Annotated in this window: 10 protein-coding genes; 6 read left to right on the forward strand and 4 right to left on the reverse strand. The window is 71.6% G+C overall.

Annotated features, from left to right (window positions below; all coding sequences use genetic code 11):
* Positions 1–871 precede the first annotated feature (871 nt).
* The 4 genes from ACFYMU_RS19785 (at position 872) to ACFYMU_RS19800 (ending at position 5,619) form a co-directional block, all read left to right on the forward strand.
* The gene (locus ACFYMU_RS19785; RefSeq protein WP_388374488.1) at positions 872–2,221 is read left to right on the forward strand and encodes a glycosyltransferase 87 family protein; all 1,350 of its coding nucleotides are present in this window, start codon (positions 872–874) and stop codon (positions 2,219–2,221) included.
* Positions 2,222–2,258: 37 nt separating this feature from the next.
* Entirely contained in the window at positions 2,259–3,854 is a 1,596-nt protein-coding gene (locus ACFYMU_RS19790) for a glycosyltransferase family 2 protein (protein WP_388374561.1), read from the forward strand.
* Positions 3,855–3,903: 49 nt separating this feature from the next.
* Positions 3,904–4,884, forward strand: coding sequence for a UDP-glucose 4-epimerase GalE (galE, locus tag ACFYMU_RS19795; RefSeq protein WP_388374490.1), 981 nt, complete (start codon positions 3,904–3,906; stop codon positions 4,882–4,884).
* A 234-nt stretch (positions 4,885–5,118) separates the two neighbouring features.
* Positions 5,119–5,619, forward strand: a complete 501-nt coding sequence (locus tag ACFYMU_RS19800) for a hypothetical protein (RefSeq protein ID WP_388374492.1) — start codon at positions 5,119–5,121, stop codon at positions 5,617–5,619.
* Positions 5,620–5,809: 190 nt separating this feature from the next.
* On the opposite strand, the gene ACFYMU_RS19805 is transcribed toward ACFYMU_RS19800, so the two are convergent.
* The gene (locus ACFYMU_RS19805; RefSeq protein ID WP_388374494.1) at positions 5,810–6,436 is read right to left on the reverse strand and encodes a TetR/AcrR family transcriptional regulator; all 627 of its coding nucleotides are present in this window, start codon (positions 6,434–6,436) and stop codon (positions 5,810–5,812) included.
* Positions 6,437–6,656: 220 nt separating this feature from the next.
* On the opposite strand from ACFYMU_RS19805, the gene ACFYMU_RS19810 reads away from it, so the two are divergent.
* Entirely contained in the window at positions 6,657–7,571 is a 915-nt protein-coding gene (locus ACFYMU_RS19810) for an ABC transporter permease (RefSeq protein WP_388374496.1), read from the forward strand.
* Positions 7,564–8,400, forward strand: coding sequence for an ABC transporter ATP-binding protein (locus ACFYMU_RS19815; RefSeq protein WP_388374498.1), 837 nt, complete (start codon positions 7,564–7,566; stop codon positions 8,398–8,400). Before ACFYMU_RS19810 ends, ACFYMU_RS19815 begins: the two co-directional genes overlap by 8 nt.
* A 96-nt stretch (positions 8,401–8,496) precedes the next feature.
* On the opposite strand, the gene ACFYMU_RS19820 is transcribed toward ACFYMU_RS19815, so the two are convergent.
* The 3 genes from ACFYMU_RS19820 to ACFYMU_RS19830 all read right to left on the reverse strand — a co-directional run bounded on the left by ACFYMU_RS19820 (position 8,497) and on the right by ACFYMU_RS19830 (position 15,841).
* Complete coding sequence (locus ACFYMU_RS19820; protein WP_388374563.1) at positions 8,497–9,909, reverse strand: hypothetical protein; 1,413 nt, start codon at positions 9,907–9,909, stop codon at positions 8,497–8,499.
* A 218-nt stretch (positions 9,910–10,127) separates the two neighbouring features.
* A complete protein-coding gene (locus ACFYMU_RS19825; protein WP_388374500.1) occupies positions 10,128–10,685 on the reverse strand; it encodes a GtrA family protein in 558 nt (185 codons plus the stop codon).
* A 215-nt stretch (positions 10,686–10,900) separates the two neighbouring features.
* The gene (locus ACFYMU_RS19830; protein ID WP_388374502.1) at positions 10,901–15,841 is read right to left on the reverse strand and encodes an NAD-glutamate dehydrogenase; all 4,941 of its coding nucleotides are present in this window, start codon (positions 15,839–15,841) and stop codon (positions 10,901–10,903) included.
* Positions 15,842–16,262 lie beyond the last annotated feature (421 nt).

Here is a 16,262-nt window from a genome sequence, read left to right on the forward strand (position 1 = left end):
AGCACCAGATACGGGCCCAGAACGACCCGCCCGGGTCCCGTGAACTCCCGCGCCAGCCGCACCACGCTCGCCCCGTCCGGTGGCCTCAGCCACGCCACCTGTGCCGCCTGCCCCCGGGAGACCAGCACCAGCGGCAGCAGCACCGCGACCGCCGCCCCCGCGGCGCAGGCCCACCCCCGCCACACCCTCGCCGGTGTGCGCGCGAGCGCCAGCGTGCAGGCGTGCGCCGGCAGCGCCAGCACCGCGAACTCGTGCAGCAGGCAGGTGACCGCGACGGCCACGCCGTACGGCCACCACCTCGCGCCCCGTGCCGCCCGCACCAGCAGCAGCGTCGCGCCCGCGACCCCGGCCGCCACCAGCGCGTAGGAGCGGCCCTCCTGGGCGTAGTGCCCGGCCATCGGCGTGACCGCGTACAGCAGCCCGGCCCACAGTCCCACCCGCGGCCGGCACAGCCGCGCACCGAGCGCGGCGACCAGCCCCGCCGCGGCGGCGGCCCCGCAGACCGACGGCAGCCGCAGCGGCACCTCGCCCGGCCGCACGGCCATCACCACGTGCATCAGCAGGTAGTAGAGGCCGTGCACCGCGTCCACGTTGTGCAGCAGATCCCAGATCTGCCGCGGCGAGCGCCGGGCGACCTGGTAGGTGGCCGCCTCGTCGCGCCACATGCCGCCGCGGTCCAGTCCCCACAGCCCGAGCGCCAGCATGACGACCACGGGCACGAGAACGGCCGCGCGCTCCCTACGCCTCACCGGTGACCGATTCATGCCCGCATTGAACAGGGACGCTTTTTGTGTGATGAACCAACCTTTGTGGGCTGTTGACGGCGTATCTCCGCACATACGGCGTGCACGCGGCCTACCATCCGGGCTTGATGAGTGCCTTGAAGAGTGCCACGGAGCCCCTGGCGGCGCCGTCCGCGCCCGTGCCGCCACCCCGTCGCAAGAGAATCCGCGGGCGCCCGCGGTCGCCCCTCCTCGCCGCCGGCTGGCTCGCCACCCGCGTCCTGATGCTGTGGCTGCTCGCCCACGGCCATTACCCCCTGCTCGGCCGGGGAGGTGTCGCCCAGGAGGTGTGGAGGCTGTACTTCCACTGGTACGGCGTCCTCCGCCACGGCGCGTTCCCGTCGGGCGACCACCTGTGGCAGTACCCGCCGGGCGCCGGCCTGGTGCTGCTCTCCCCCGGGCTGCTGCCGGGACTGACGTACTTCCAGTCCTTCGTCGCCCTGACGCTGCTCACGGACGCCCTGATCACCCTCGCCCTGGTGCGCGCGGGCACCCGTCCGGGCCGCTCGCTGCGCGGCGCGGCCGTGTGGACGGCGGGCCTGCCCCTGCTGCTGCACATCCCGCTCGCCCGGTACGACATCCAGGTCACCGCCTTCGCGGTCGTCTCCCTGCTGGCGCTGACGCGCTCCACGCGCGCGTGCGGCGTGTTCGCGGCGCTGGGCGCCCTGGTGAAGGTGTGGCCGGCCCTGACGCTCATCGGCATCCCGCGCGGCCGGACGACCCGTGAGGCGTTGACGGCGGCCGCGGTCACCGCGGTCACGCTGCTCGTCCTGCTCGCGGTCCTGTTCCGCAGTCCGTTCGACTTCCTGCGCCAGCAGGGCGGCCGGGGGGTGCAGGTCGAGTCACTGGGCGGGACGGTGCTGATGCTCGCCCGCCGGGCCGGCTGGCCGGGGCACACGCGCTACCAGTACGGCGCGGTGGAGTTCGTGGGCCCTCAGGTGCACACGGTCGCCCTCTGTTCGCTGGCGCTGACCGCGGCGGCCTTCGTCCTCCTGCTGCTGTGGCGGATGCGGGCCCGCCGGTGGACGCCCGCGACCCCGTACGACGCGGCTCTCGCGGCCGTCCTGATGTTCACGGTGACGAGCCGGGTGATCAGTCCCCAGTACATGGTGTGGCTGGTCGGGCTGTCGGCCGTGTGCCTGACGTCGCGCCACACCACCCAGCGGCCGGTCGCGCTGCTGGTCCTCGTGGCGAGCGCGGTGAGCGCGGTGGAGTATCCGGCCTTCTACGGGGAGGTGGTGAGCGGTACCTGGGCGGGCTGCGCGGTCATGCTGGTGCGCAACGGACTGCTGGCCTTGGCCGCGGCCGTGTCCTTCGCCCGCCTGTGGCGCTCCGGATGCTCCCTCCCGCGCCGGTCGGAACCGAACGCGCCGGCATGGAACCCCTGCCGTGTTCCTGCCCTCTTCCCCACAGACAACCCATCCCCTCTTAACAGATGATTACCAGGTATCCGTACTCTCCTAGCTCGTGGAATTGATGCACCCCGACGATGCACAGGTCAGCGTCGTCGTCATCGGGTACGACGACGCCCTTCATGTGGCCGAGGCGGTTCGTTCGGCCCTCGCGCAGGGCGGTGTCGTCCGCGAGGTGATCGCGGTCGACGACTGCTCGACGGACGGCAGCCCCGACCTGCTGGACGCCCTCGCGGCCGAGGACCCGCGCGTGAAAGTGGTGCGCAGAACCGTCAACAGCGGCGGTTGCGGCACTCCCCGCAACGACGGGATCGACGCGGCGACCGCCCCGTACCTGATGTTCCTGGACAGCGACGACATCCTGCCGCCGGGCGCGGCCGACGCGCTGCTCATGGCGGCCGTCGCGCACGGGACCGAGCTCTCCGCGGGCCTGTGCGTGCGCCGCGAGCTGCCGTCGGGCCGCGAGACGCCCTGGGAGCCGGAGCTGTACGAACGGCCCGCGGTGGTCTCGCACCCCACCCGGCGTCCCCGCCTGGCGCACGACACGCTGTGCGTCAACAAGCTGTACCGCACCGACTTCCTGCGCGAGCACGCCATCCGCTTCCCCGAAGGCCGCTTCCCCTACGAGGACTTCGTCTTCGGGGCGCGCGTCCTCGCCGCCGGACCGAGCATCGCCCTGGTCCCCGAGACCGTCTACGTCTGGCACGTCCGCCGCTCCGCACGGCGCCTGTCCATCTCCCTCGACCGCGCCGGCATCGACAACTGGACGGCGCGCATGGAGGCGAACCGGCAGGCGCACGAGATCCTGCTGGGCGCCGGGGAGAAACGGCTCGCCCGGTCGGCGCGCACCGCCTTCCTGGATCGCGGGCTGCGCATGTACGCCCGGGAACTCCCGCTCCGCTCCGCGGAGTACCGGGAGGAGTGGTGGCGGCTCACGCGCGCGTACCTGTCGGACTTCGACGCGGCGGACTTCGCGCAGGCGTCCGTGCCGGGCCGGGTCGTCGCCCAGGTGGTGCTCGCCTCCGAACAGCCGCGGGACCTGCACCGCCTCAAGGAACTGGCGGCCCACCCGGCGCGGCTGACCCCGCCCTACGCGAGCACGGAGGACGGCGTCCCCATCTGGTCGGCGGACCTTCCGCAGGTCCAGCTGGAGCACGTGCTGCACCGCCCCATCCACCACCTTCCCGTCGCCGTCGACGCGGAACTGCACCCCCGCGCGCGTGCCTCCCTGCTGCGGCTGCGCCTGCACGAGCTGTACGGGCGGGTGGAGAACGCGCGCCCGGACCGGGTGGACGTGGAGTGCGTGCTGCGGGAGGACGGCGCACGGGTCGGCCTCACCCGCACGGCCCGGCTCGCACGGGACACGGACTCGGGCGGCTGGACGGCCGAGACGGCCCTGGACCTCGGGACGCTCGGCGCCGGCACCTGGGACCTGCGGCTGACGCTTCGCTTCGACGACGGCACGAACTGTGAGACCACGGCCCACGCCCTGTCGGGTCCGGGCCTGCTGCGCCGCCGCGCGGTGCCGAGCCTCCGGCACGGCGTGCTGCTGGTACAGCCCTACGCGACGCACTCCGGGGCGCTGGCAGTGCGCGTGGCGTCCGGCCTCCGGGGTGCGGCCTCCGTCGCCGGTCGCAGACTGCGACGCCTGTTCCCCTGAACATCACGCACCAGTACCAAGGCCACAACTGACGAGGAGACGGCCCCACATGACCTGGCTGATCACCGGCGGCGCCGGTTACATCGGGGCGCACGTCGTCCGCGCCATGACCGAGGCGGGCGAGCGGGCCGTGGTGTACGACGACCTGTCCACCGGCATCGCCGAGCGCGTACCCGCCACGGTGCCGCTGGTCGTGGGCTCCACCCTGGACGGCGAACTGCTGCGCCGGACGCTGACCGAGCACGCCGTGACGGGTGTCGTGCACCTCGCGGCGAAGAAGCAGGTCGGCGAGTCGGTGGAACGGCCGCTCCACTACTACCGGGAGAACGTGGAGGGCCTGCGCGTCCTGCTGGAAGCCGTGACGGCGGCCGGCGTTCCCTCCTTCGTGTTCTCCTCCTCCGCCGCGGTGTACGGCATGCCGGACGTGGACCTGGTGACGGAGGAGACCCCGTGTGCGCCGATGTCGCCGTACGGCGAGACGAAGCTCGCCGGCGAATGGCTGGTGCGCGCCACGTCCCGCGCGACGGGCATGGCCACGGCGTCCCTGCGCTACTTCAACGTGGCGGGGTCGGCGGCGCCGCACCTGGCGGACGTCGGCGTGTACAACCTGATCCCCATGGTCTTCGAGAAGCTGACCGGAAACGCGCCCCCGCGCATCTTCGGCGACGACTACCCGACCCCTGACGGCACGTGCGTGCGCGACTACATCCACGTGGTGGACCTGGCGGAGGCCCACGTGGCCGCGGCCCGTGCGCTCGGGTCCTCCCCCGGCGTCGACCTGACCCTCAACATCGGCCGCGGGGAAGGCGTGTCGGTCCGCGAGATGATCGACCGCATCAACGCGCTCACGGGCCACGACATCCCGCCGACGTCCACCCCCCGCCGCCCCGGCGACCCGGCCCGCGTCGTCGCCTCGGCCGACCGCATCGCCAAGGAACTGGGCTGGACGGCGCAGTACGGCGTGGACGACATGATCACGTCGGCGTGGGAGGGATGGGTGCTGAGGCATCCGGGAGCGGCACGGAGTTGAGCTTTCGGCCCGACCCCGCCGCCGCGCCCTCGGGCTCCATTGGGAGCACAACGCCTACTCCCCCTGGGCGATGAGTCGGAACGGTGTGCGGACAGTCGCATTCTCCGCCTGGAATATTGATCGCCGAAAAGAGGTCGTTTGCGGCGTTCTGGATGACAGGCGGCATTTCGCTCAGGGAGACGCCTTCTTCTCGGTCGCCGGCCGGCCTTTGCATCAATGGAGAGGAAGGCAGGAATGAAGAAGCTCGCTTGGGCGGCCAGAGGGCTCGCGACGGTGTCGGGGGCCCTCCTCGTCGGGGCTCTCGTGGCCGCACCGGCGTCCGCGGACGACACCGACCAGTCGTCGTCCGCCACCCAGGGCACCACGACGTGCACGTTGCGGAGCCTGGGAGGGGATCGGGACCAGGGAGACCACACCGTCGACTCCGCCGTCGTGGACTTCGGCACGCTGGAGGGGACGGTCTTCCGCGTGACGACGGCCGAAGGACACGCCTTCCTCAACGACAGCCGGAACTCCACGGCCTGGATCGACCTCACAGCGGTCCGCGGTACCCCGACCTGCGTCGTGGACGCGTCCGTGGCCGTGACCGAGTCGACCTCCACCGGCACCCTCTTCCTCACCGTGGTGGGCCCCGACGGCACGGTCTACGGGGCGGCGTGCACGCCCACCATCGCCCCCTTCACCACGGCGAACATCGGAACACTGTGCGGCGTCGGGTTCACCCCCATCTACTGACGGCAGGAGAAGGACAGCGGACCCTGGCGGGACCGATCGCCGACCGGCGGCCGGTCCCGCCTCCGCGTTCCGGTCCGGGAGCCGTGCCGCGACGACCTGCCGCCGCACGGCGCCTCGAGCGCGCGCCCACCGCCGCACAGCGCGTAGAGCGCGTCACAGCGCCTTGAGCGCGTAGAGCGCGTAGAGCGCGTCACAGCGCCTTGAGCGCGCCCGCCGTCGCACGGGCGAGGCCCGCCAGATAGTCCTTCGGGAGTTTCGGGCTGCGGACCACCACGGCCCGCCAGTACAGCGGGCCCGAGATCAGGTCGAGGGCCAGGTCCGTGTCGACGCCCTCGCGGATCTCGCCCCGGGCGGCGGCCGCGGCGACGATGCCGCTCGCCACGCTCTGCTGGCCCTCGCGCAGCGCCTTCTGCATGGCGTCGGCCATGTCCGGGTTGCGCGCGGCCTCCGCCTGGAGGTCCGGGATGATCTGGCCGGCCACCGGGTGGCGCAAGGCGCGGGACGTCACCTCGTACAGCAGGCGCAGGTCACCCTCCAGTGTCCCCGTGTCGGGGGCCGGCAGGCCCTGGACCGCGACCGCCGAGACCAGGTCGAGCACCAGGTGCAGTTTGGAGCGCCACCGGCGGTACACCGCCGTCTTGCCGACACCCGCCCGGCGTGCGATGCCCTCGATGGACATCCGGGCGTAGCCGACGGCGGCAAGCTCCTCGAAGACCGCCACCCGGATGGCCTCCGTCACGTCCTCGCGGAGCACGGCCGCACCCGCGGGCGCCCTGCGGCGCCGCTTCACCTGGGGAGTGTCGGCGTTCGTGGTCATGCGCACCAGCATAGGGCGTAACGACGAAACGGTTGCGTCCCGACGTCGGGACGGCTTACGCTCACGTTGCGACGATACGGTCCCGTCTCGACGTAAAGCGCGGCCATTCAAACCCCCAAGAGTGGCACAAGGCCCCAGGAACGCGGTATCGGCGGGGCCACGACGGGGGGAGACTACGGACCGGTTCGCCGCACCCGACCCCCGAGCGAAAGCAGCGGATGTGAGCCAGGTCCTCGACACACCGCCCCCCACGGCACCCGCGGCAGGCGAGACGCCCGCGCAGCTGGCCGCCCGGTACGGCCTGTCCGTCAGCGGCGCCCGCCCCTCCCTGTCGGAGTACGTCCGTCAGCTGTGGGAGCGCCGCCACTTCATCACGGCCTTCGCCACCGCCAAGCTCACCGCCCAGTACAGCCAGGCGAAGCTCGGCCAGGTCTGGCAGGTCATGACGCCGCTGCTGAACGCGGCGGTCTACTACTTCATCTTCGGCGTGCTGCTCGGCACCAAGCACGGCGTGGCCGACTTCATCCCGTTCCTGGTGACGGGCGTGTTCGTCTGGACGTTCACCCAGAGCTCGATCATGGCGGGCACCCGCGCGATCTCCGGCAACCTGGGCCTCGTCCGCGCCCTGCACTTCCCGCGTGCCGCGCTGCCCATCTCCTTCGCGCTGCAGCAGCTCCAGCAGTTGCTGTTCTCGATGGTCGCCCTCGTCGTGATCCTGTTCTGCGTCGGGGTGCCGCCGGCGCTCTCGTGGGTGCTCGCGGTGCCGATCCTGGTCCTGCAGTTCACCTTCAACGCGGGCGTCTCCATGATCATGGCCAGGATCGGCGCGAAGACGCCGGACATCGCGCAGCTGATGCCGTTCCTGCTGCGCACCTGGATGTACGTGTCGGGCGTCATGTGGAGCATCGACTCGATGCTCAAGGACAGCAGTATCCCGTACATCGTGAAGGTCCTGCTGAAGGCCAACCCCGCCGCGGTGTACATCGACCTGATGCGCTTCGCGCTCATCGACAGCTTCCACGCACACCAGCTCCCCCACCACGTGTGGGCCTACGCGATCGGCTGGGCCCTGCTCGCGGGCGTCGGCGGCTTCATCTACTTCTGGAAGGCTGAGGAGAAGTACGGCCGTGGCTGATTCTGTGAACGACGAGCGGATCCCCACCGTCATCTGCGACGGCGTCGACATCGTCTACCGCGTCAACGGCACCGGCTCCGGCCGGGGCTCCGCGACGGCCGCGCTCAACCGCATGGTGCGCCGCAAGCAGGCGGAGAAGGCGGCCGGGGTGCGCCGGGTGCACGCGGTGAAGAACGTCTCCTTCACCGCCTACAAGGGTGAGGCCATCGGCCTGATCGGCACCAACGGCTCCGGCAAGTCGACGCTGCTCAGGGCCATCGCCGGGCTGCTGCCCGTGGAGAACGGCAAGATCTACACCCACGGGCAGCCCTCCCTGCTCGGTGTGAACGCGGCCCTGATGGGAGACCTCACGGGCGAGCGGAACGTCATCCTGGGCGGCCTGGCGATGGGCATGTCCCGCGAGCAGATCAAGGCGCGCTACCAGGAGATCGTCGACTTCTCCGGCATCAACGACAAGGGCGACTTCATCACGCTCCCCATGCGGACGTACTCCTCGGGCATGGGCGCCCGGCTGCGCTTCTCGATCGCCGCCGCCAAGGACCACGACGTCCTGCTCATCGACGAGGCGCTGGCCACCGGCGACCGCTCCTTCCAGAAGCGGTCCGAGGCGCGCATCCGCGAACTGCGCCAGCAGGCGGGCACGGTCTTCCTGGTCAGCCACAGCAACGGCGCGATCCGGGACACCTGCGACCGGGCGCTGTGGCTGGAGCGCGGAGTGCTGCGCATGGACGGACCGACCGAGGAAGTCCTCGCCGCCTACGAGGAGTTCACGAACGGCGACAAGCCGAAGGGCGCGGCTTCGCCCGCTCCGGCGAAGCAGGGGAAGTAGCGGCCACCGCCGCTGCCGCACCACCACCGGGGCCCGGCTCCTGCGGTGGTGCGGCAGCGGCGGGCACCGGGGCGGAGGCCCCCGGCACGGAAGCCGTCAGCGCAGGACCTCGTACAGCACCTGGCCGTCCGGCCCCGCGGCCACCCGCCGCAGCGTCCCGTCCCCGGCCGGCAGCCCCCCGCCGGACGGCTCCTGCACCACCCATCGCACCCCGTACGACCGCAGCACCCCGATCCGCTCGCCGCGGGACGCCCCCGCGCCGAAGTAGGTCCGCACCGCGGCCTCCCGCGCGCCGGCGTCCGGCAGGAAGAAGTCCGGGTACCCCGGCGCCACGGTGTACGCCCCGTACGCCGGGATCTGCCGCGCGGGGAAGGTCCGCGCCATCACCACGTCCCCGTACCGCACCCACGGCGTGATCCAGCGGTACCCCGCCCACGGCACCTGGTACTTCGCCGCGACCACGCCGGGCAGGGCGCCGGGCCCGGTCACGTAGCCCACGGTCTGCGCCTGCGTCCACGCCCCGGCGGCCAGTGCTCCGGCCAGCAGCACCGCCCCCGCGGTCCGCGATCGCCCGCGGGCCGCCCCGGCCACCTCCACGGCCACGGCGAGCTGCGCCGGGACAACCGCGGCGGGCAGCGCCCGCCCCCAGGAACAGTGCCCGGTCAGCCCGCCGGCCGCGAACACCACTGCCCCCAGCAGGAAGAACACCGCCAGCGGGTCCCGCCGGTCCCGCCGCGCCCGTGCGGCGAGCGCCACGATCCCGAGCAGCACCAGCCAGTGACGGGCCAACAGGTCCCGGTACAGCGGCTGGTGGATCGACTCCAGTTCGTCCGCCCGGAGCAGTGCGAAGAAGTCGTAGTAGGGCCACAGCACCAGAACGGCCGCACCGAGCGCGGCTCCGGCCCCCAGCCGCGGCCAGGCCCGGCGCCCGGCCCGCGCCCCGGCCACCGTGGCCAGTGCGCCCAGCGTCGCCACCACCCCGGTGAACTGGTGGCTGAGCAGCATCACCGCCCATATCGCGCCGAGACCGAGGAAGGGCAGCCACCTCGGGGGCCGCTCCCTCAGCGCCCCCGTCAGCAGCGCCCAGAAGTGGAAGGCCAGACCCAGCGCGAACACGCTCGGGTAGGCCACCGTCAGCGCGAGGGAGTTGAGCCCGAGGAAGCCGCTCCACTTGAACACGTGCGTGCCCCACAGCAGCACCAGGCACAGCAGGGCGAGCGGTGGCGCGAGGGGGTGCGCGCTCAGCGCGCGGACGTACCGCCACACGCCCGTCACCAGCAGCGTCAGCCCGGTGAGCGCGCCGATGCGCAGCACGGCCCAGACGGACAGCCCGGTGACGCGGGCGACGACGCCGAGGAAGACGGTCCACGGCGAGTAGTACGGGCTCGGCGTGTTCTCGTCGACCAGCGGGTTGCCGGGGTCGAGCAGCCGGTGCCGCAGCCTCTCCAGGGTCGCCGCGTGCATGCCGAGGTCGCCGTCCCACGGCAGCCGGCCGACGACGAGCACCATCAGCACGACGAGCAGCGCCGCCGCCGCCCACAGCAGGAACGGTGCGGCACCGCCCGTTCCGCGCGGCGCCCCTGCGGTCGCGAGCGGACCCCAGGGCCCCTTGGCACCGCCGGCCGCACCGGACCCGCCCGCCCCGCCGGTCCCGCCGGTCCCGCCGGTCCGGGCCCCCGTGACCCTTCCGGCACCCCGGAGTCCGCCGGTTCTCTCGGCCGCGACGCTCATCGGGTGCCGGCGCCGTGTCTCGCCCCGTGCTGGAACACCCACGTCCGGTACACCAGGAAGCGGAACGCCGAGGCCAGCCCGATCGACAGCGCCTTCGCGACGTTGGAGCCGAACGGCCCGTTCATGGCGAGGGCGTGGTAGGCGGCGTAGAACAGCGCGCTCTCCATCACCACGCCGATCCCGCTGAGGACGAAGAACAGCGCGATCTGCCGGCCGGTGCGCGAGGCGCGGTCACGGTAGGCGAAGAAACGGAATCCGAGGTAGTTGGTGCCCATGGCGACGACGCTCGCGAGCACGGTCGCCGTCATCGGCGGCCGGGCCAGGCCGTGCAGCAGGAAGTTGAAGACGAGGAAGTTGACCGCGACCCCGCTGCCGCCGACGACCCCGAACTTGGCCACCTCGACCGCGAACCGCCGCACCCTGGCCGGCCGGGGAACGGGGGCGGGCGCGAGGGCGGGGGCGGGCTCCAGGACGGGGGCGGGCACGGGGGGAACATCGGCCTCGACGGCCGCACGAGCGGCCTGGGGACGCTGCTCGGCGAGGTTCACAGTCACGGGTACGGGTCCTCCACTGGTCCGGCGATCACGCCAACCCTAGCCGCAATGTCCCGTTTTACGGGAAAGGTAAGGAGGAAGAGGTAATTACCCTAAGTCGCGGCAAGGGTCCCGGAATCGGCCGCCGGGCGGGAAGATCATCCCGGGTACGGCGAGGGGGCACCCCATCGTCCTGGGGTGCCCCCTCGCCGTACCGGGTCCTGCGTGACCAGGCGCTAGCCGTGTGACCTCAGCAGCGTGCGCATCGTGCGCATCGCGACCGACAGATTCGCGAGATCGAAGGAATCCGAGTTCGCGATCTCGTCGAGGGTCGTGCGCGCCCTTCCCAGGATCGCCGCGTTCCGCTCCTGCCAAGCCTGGAAGCGCTGCTCCGGCGTGGAGGCGCCGTTGCCGACCGCCAGGACGTCGGCGGTCAGGCCCGCGTGGGCCGCGTAGAGGTCCTCGCGGATCGCCGCGCGCGCCATCGACTGCCACCGGTCGGCGCGCGGCAGCTCGATGATGCGGTCCATGAGCTGGGTGATCCGCAGCCGGTCGGCGAGGTCGTAGTAGACCTCGGCGACGGCCATCGGCTCCCTGCCCATGCGGTCGGCCACCGAGACGATGTCGAGCGCCGGGAAGGCGGAGGAGAACCCGGCGACCCGTGTGGCGAGTTCGTCCGGGACACCGGCACCCGTCAGCTCGTCGTAGATCTTCTGCCACCACTCCAGGTCCGCGCCGCGCAGCAGCTTGGGCAGCTCGCTCCACACCTGCTCGACACGGTCCTTGAAGAACGCGATCGTCTCGCCGAGCTCCAGCGGCTGCGGCCGGTTGTTGAGCAGCCAGCGCGTGCCCCGCTCGACCAGCCGGCGGGAGTGCAGGCGGATACGGGTCTGGACGTCCGCGTCGACCTCGTTGTCCAGGGCCTCGACCCCGTCCCACACCGCGCTCGCGTGGAAGATCTGGCGGCCCGCGGTCTGCGCCCTGACGATCTCCTCCAGCGAGGCGCCCGTCTCCTCCCGGAGGCGGTGCAGGAAGCTCGTGCCGCCGGTGTTGACGGTGTCGTTGACCAGGACGGTGGTCACGATCTCCCGGCGCAGCGCGTGGGTGTCGATCTGCTCGGCGAACTTCTCGCGCAGCGCGGTCGGGAAGTACGCGTGCAGCAGGGTGCGCAGATACGGGTCGTCGGGCAGCGCCGTGTCGAGCAGCTCCCTGGACACCGTGATCTTCGTGTACGCCAGCAGGACGGCCGTCTCCGGGCCGGTCAGGCCGTGCCCGGTGCCCAGCCGCTCACGGATCTGCCGGTCGGTGGGCAGGAATTCCAGGGCCCGGTCGAGATGGCCCTCGCGCACCAGGTGGCGGATGAACCGCTGCTGCGCGTGCAGCATGTCCTTCGACTGGGACAGGGCGTTGGCGATCGCCGTGTTCTGCGCGTAGTTGTTGCGCAGCACCAGGGCGCCGACCTCGTCGGTCATCTCGGCCAGCAGCTGGTTGCGCTGCTTGAGCGTCAGGTCGCCGTTGGCCACGACCGCGTTGAGCAGGATCTTGATGTTCACCTCGTGGTCGGAGGTGTCCACGCCCGCGCTGTTGTCGATGGCATCGGTGTTGATCTTGCCGCCGTGCTGGGCGAACTCGATCCGGCCGAGCTGGGTCAGACCCAGGTTGCCGCCCTCGCCGACCACATTGACCCGCAGGTCGCGGCCGTCCACGCGGATGGCGTCGTTGGCCTTGTCGCCGACGTCCGCGTGCGTCTCCGCCGACGCCTTCACATACGTGCCGATGCCGCCGTTCCACAGCAGGTCCACCGGCGCCGTGAGGATCGCCTTCATCAGGTCGGCCGGCGTCATCTTGGTGATGCCGGAGTCGATGCCGAGCGCCTCGCGGATGTGCCCGTTGAGCTGGATCGCCTTGGCCCCGCGGGGGAACACGCCGCCCCCGGCCGACAGCAGCCCGGTGTCGTAGTCGGCCCAGGAGGAACGCGGCAGCTCGAACAGCCGGCGGCGCTCCGCGTACGAGGTCGCCGCGTCCGGGTTCGGGTCGATGAAGATGTGCCGGTGGTCGAAGGCCGCGACCAGGCGGATGTGCTCGGACAGCAGCATGCCGTTGCCGAACACGTCACCGGACATGTCACCGATGCCGACGACGGTGAAGTCCTCGGTCTGGGTGTCCACGCCCAGCTCCCGGAAGTGCCTCTTGACCGACTCCCAGGCGCCGCGGGCGGTGATGCCCATGCGCTTGTGGTCGTAGCCCGCGGAGCCGCCGGAGGCGAAGGCGTCGCCGAGCCAGAAGTGGTACTTCCCGGCGACCTCGTTGGCGATGTCCGAGAACGTCGCCGTGCCCTTGTCGGCCGCGACCACCAGGTACGTGTCGTCGCCGTCGTGCCGGACGACGTCCGGCGGCGGCACGACCTCACCGGCCACCATGTTGTCGGTGATGTCCAGCAGCGCCGAGATGAACGTCCGATAGCTGCGGACGCCCTCGGCGAGCCACGCGTCGCGGTCCACGGCCGGGTCCGGCAACTGCTTGGCGACGAACCCGCCCTTGGCGCCGACCGGCACGATGACGGTGTTCTTCACCATCTGCGCCTTGACCAGGCCGAGGATCTCGGTCCGGAAGTCCTCGCGCCGGTCGGACCAGCGCAGCCCGCCGCGCGCGACCTTGCCGAAGCGCAGGTGCACGCCCTCGACGCGCGGCGAGTACACCCAGATCTCGTACGCGGGGCGCGGCGCCGGCAGGTCCGGGATGGCCTGCGGGTCGAACTTCATGGAGACGTAGTCGTGCGGCGTGCCGCCGGTCTCCTCCTGGAAGAAGTTGGTGCGCAGGGTCGCCTTGATGACGGTGAGGAAGGACCGCAGGATCCGGTCCTCGTCGAGCGAGGCGACCTGGTCGAGGGCGGCGTCCAGCTCCTCCATGAGGGCGTCGGTCAGCTCCCGGCCCGCCCGCTGGCGCTCCGGCGACATCCGCGCCTCGAAGAGCGAGATCAGCAGCCGGGTGGTGTGGACATTGTTCCGGAGGGTGTCCTCCATGTAGTCCTGGCTGAACGTGGAACCGGCCTGGCGCAGGTACTTGGCGTACGCCCGCAGCACCATCGCCTGCCGCCAGGTCAGTCCGGCGCTCAGCACCAGGGCGTTGAAGCCGTCGTTCTCGGCCTGCCCGGTCCAGGTGGCGGCGAACGCGTCCTGGAACCGCTCACGGCCGTCGTCGCCGAGGTAGTCCCCGGTGCCGGACAGCGACCGGGGCAGGCGCAGCCCGAAGTCGTAGATCCACGCGGTCGTGCGGTCCGCGCAGCGCAGTTCGTACGGCCGCTCGTCGGTGACCTCGACGCCGAGCCGCTGGAGTACGGGCAGGACGGCGGAGAGGGAGATGGAGTCGCCCTTGCGGTAGATCTTGAAGCGGCGCTCGCCGGGGCCGGCGCCCACGGGCTCGTACAGGCTGAGGGCGAAGTTCCTGCCGCCCTTCTCGTCACCGAGCCGCTCCAGGTGGACGAGGTCGGCGACCGCGGCGCGCGGGGTGTGGTCGGCCTTGTAGCCCTCGGTGAAGGCGTTGGCGTAGCGCCGCAGCAGTTCGGCGGCGCGCTCCTCGCCGCACTCGGCGTTCAGCGCCTCGGCGAAGCCGTCGGCCCAGGAGCGGGCGGCCTCCACGAGCCGCGCCTCGATGCGCTCCTTGTCGGAGTCGGACAGCTGCGGCAGCTCGGTGCCCGGCGGGACGCGCACCACGAAGTGCAGCCTGGAGAGGATCGACTCGGTGTTCCAGGCCGTGAAGTCGACGCTGGTGCCGCCGAGTTCATCCTTGAGGATGTCGATGAGCCGCAGCCGGACGGCCGTGGTGTAGCGGTCGCGCGGCAGGTAGACGAGGGCCGAGTAGTAGCGCCCGTACTCGTCCTGGCGCAGGTAGAGGCGCAGCCGCCGCCGCTCCTGGAGGTAGAGCACGGAGGTGACGATCGACTGCAGCTCGCGGGCGGGCGTCTGGAACAGCTCGTCGCGGGGATAGGTCTCCATGATCTGGAGCAGGTCACGGCCGTCGTGGCTGTGGGGCGAGAGCCCGGCGCCCTTGAGGACCTCGTCGACCTTGCGCCGGACGACGGGCACGCGGCGCACGGATTCCGTGTAGGCGGCGGACGAGAACAGGCCGAGGAAGCGGCGCTCGCCGACGACGTCGCCGTTCTCGTCGAACTTCTTCACACCGACGTAGTCGAGGTACGAGGGCCGGTGCACGGTCGCCCGGCTGTTGGCCTTGGTGAGGATCAGCAGCTTGTGCTCGCGGGCCTTGGCCCGGGCGTCGGCCGGCAGCCGCTCGAAGGACGGGCTCACCGGGTGGTGGTCCTCGCCCGCGTGGGGCGGGTCGGAGCGCAGGATGCCGAGACCGGTGCCGGGCACGGCGGCCAGTGAGTCGTCGTCGCGGAGCTGGTACTCGCGGTAGCCGAGGAAGGTGAAGTGGTCGCCGGCCAGCCAGCGCAGCAGCTCGCGGGCCTCTTCGCGCTCCACGTCGGGCAGGTCGCGCGGCATGGGCTCCGTCGGCAGCCCCTCGGCGACGGACACCGCGGCGTCGCGCATCTTCTCCCAGTCCTCGACGGCCTCGCGGACGTCGGACAGGACACGCAGCAGATCGGCGGTGATCTGCTTGAGGTCGGCGCGGTCGGTCTCCCGGTCGATCTCGACGTGGATCCAGGACTCGAGGTGCGCGTCGTGCGGCAACTCCCCCTCGGGCACGGCGGGCAGCACCTCGAGGAGCTTGCCGGTCAGGTCCCGGCGGACGACGAACTGCGGGTGGATGACGACGTGGATGCCGCGTCCCTGGCGCGACAACTCGTTCGTCACGGAGTCGACGAGGAACGGCATGTCGTCCGTCACGACCTCGACGACGGAGTGGCTGCACGTCCAGCCGTTCTCCTCGACGGTCGGGGTGTGCACCCGCACGTTGGCCGTGCCCTGTGGGCGCATCTCGGCCATTCTGTAGTGCGAGAAGGCCACTCCGAAGATGTCCACCGGGTCGCACTCGGCCAGGTCCTCGGGGGCGGTGTGCCGGAAGTAGCGCTGAAGGAACGCGAGCACGGTGTCCCGGTCGGGGGTGTCCTCGCCCGTCGTCCCAGTCGGTAGGTACCCCCCGACCGGGCTGTTCTCAGCTACCCGAGCGGCCCTCTCCAGCAGCTCGGCCTTGGCTTCGTCCAGCTTGGTCTGCATTGTCCTCTGGCTCCTGTCGCGCGCCGTTGCGTGACGTAGAAGGAAGTACGGTCTCTTCTCCGACGTAACGCCACGACGCGGGGTGTCCGGTCTGCTTCGACGCTATGCCGCTTGGAGAGATCGGCGGGGTGTTATCGGCCATGTACGGTGCCGTGGAGGGCCTTGACGCCGCTCTCGGCGCTCTGTGCGCCTCCCGCGTGCCCGGCGCTCCCGTGGCCCCCGTGGGCGCCTGCGGCGCCCCTCCCGAACGGCCCCGCCCGCGAAGACCAGCGACCGCCGCCCGGTCACGGATGTCGTCCGTGGTCACCGGGCGCAGGGCAGGGACGACGATGTCCCCGCGAGGTATCGCGCTGATCACGTCACAAGGCTATCGCTCCGGACCGGGGGCACGTCATGAGCCGTATGTGTACAAAACCGGGGG

The organism is Streptomyces sp. NPDC007264 (genome assembly GCF_042869095.1).
Classification (GTDB): domain Bacteria; phylum Actinomycetota; class Actinomycetes; order Streptomycetales; family Streptomycetaceae; genus Streptomyces.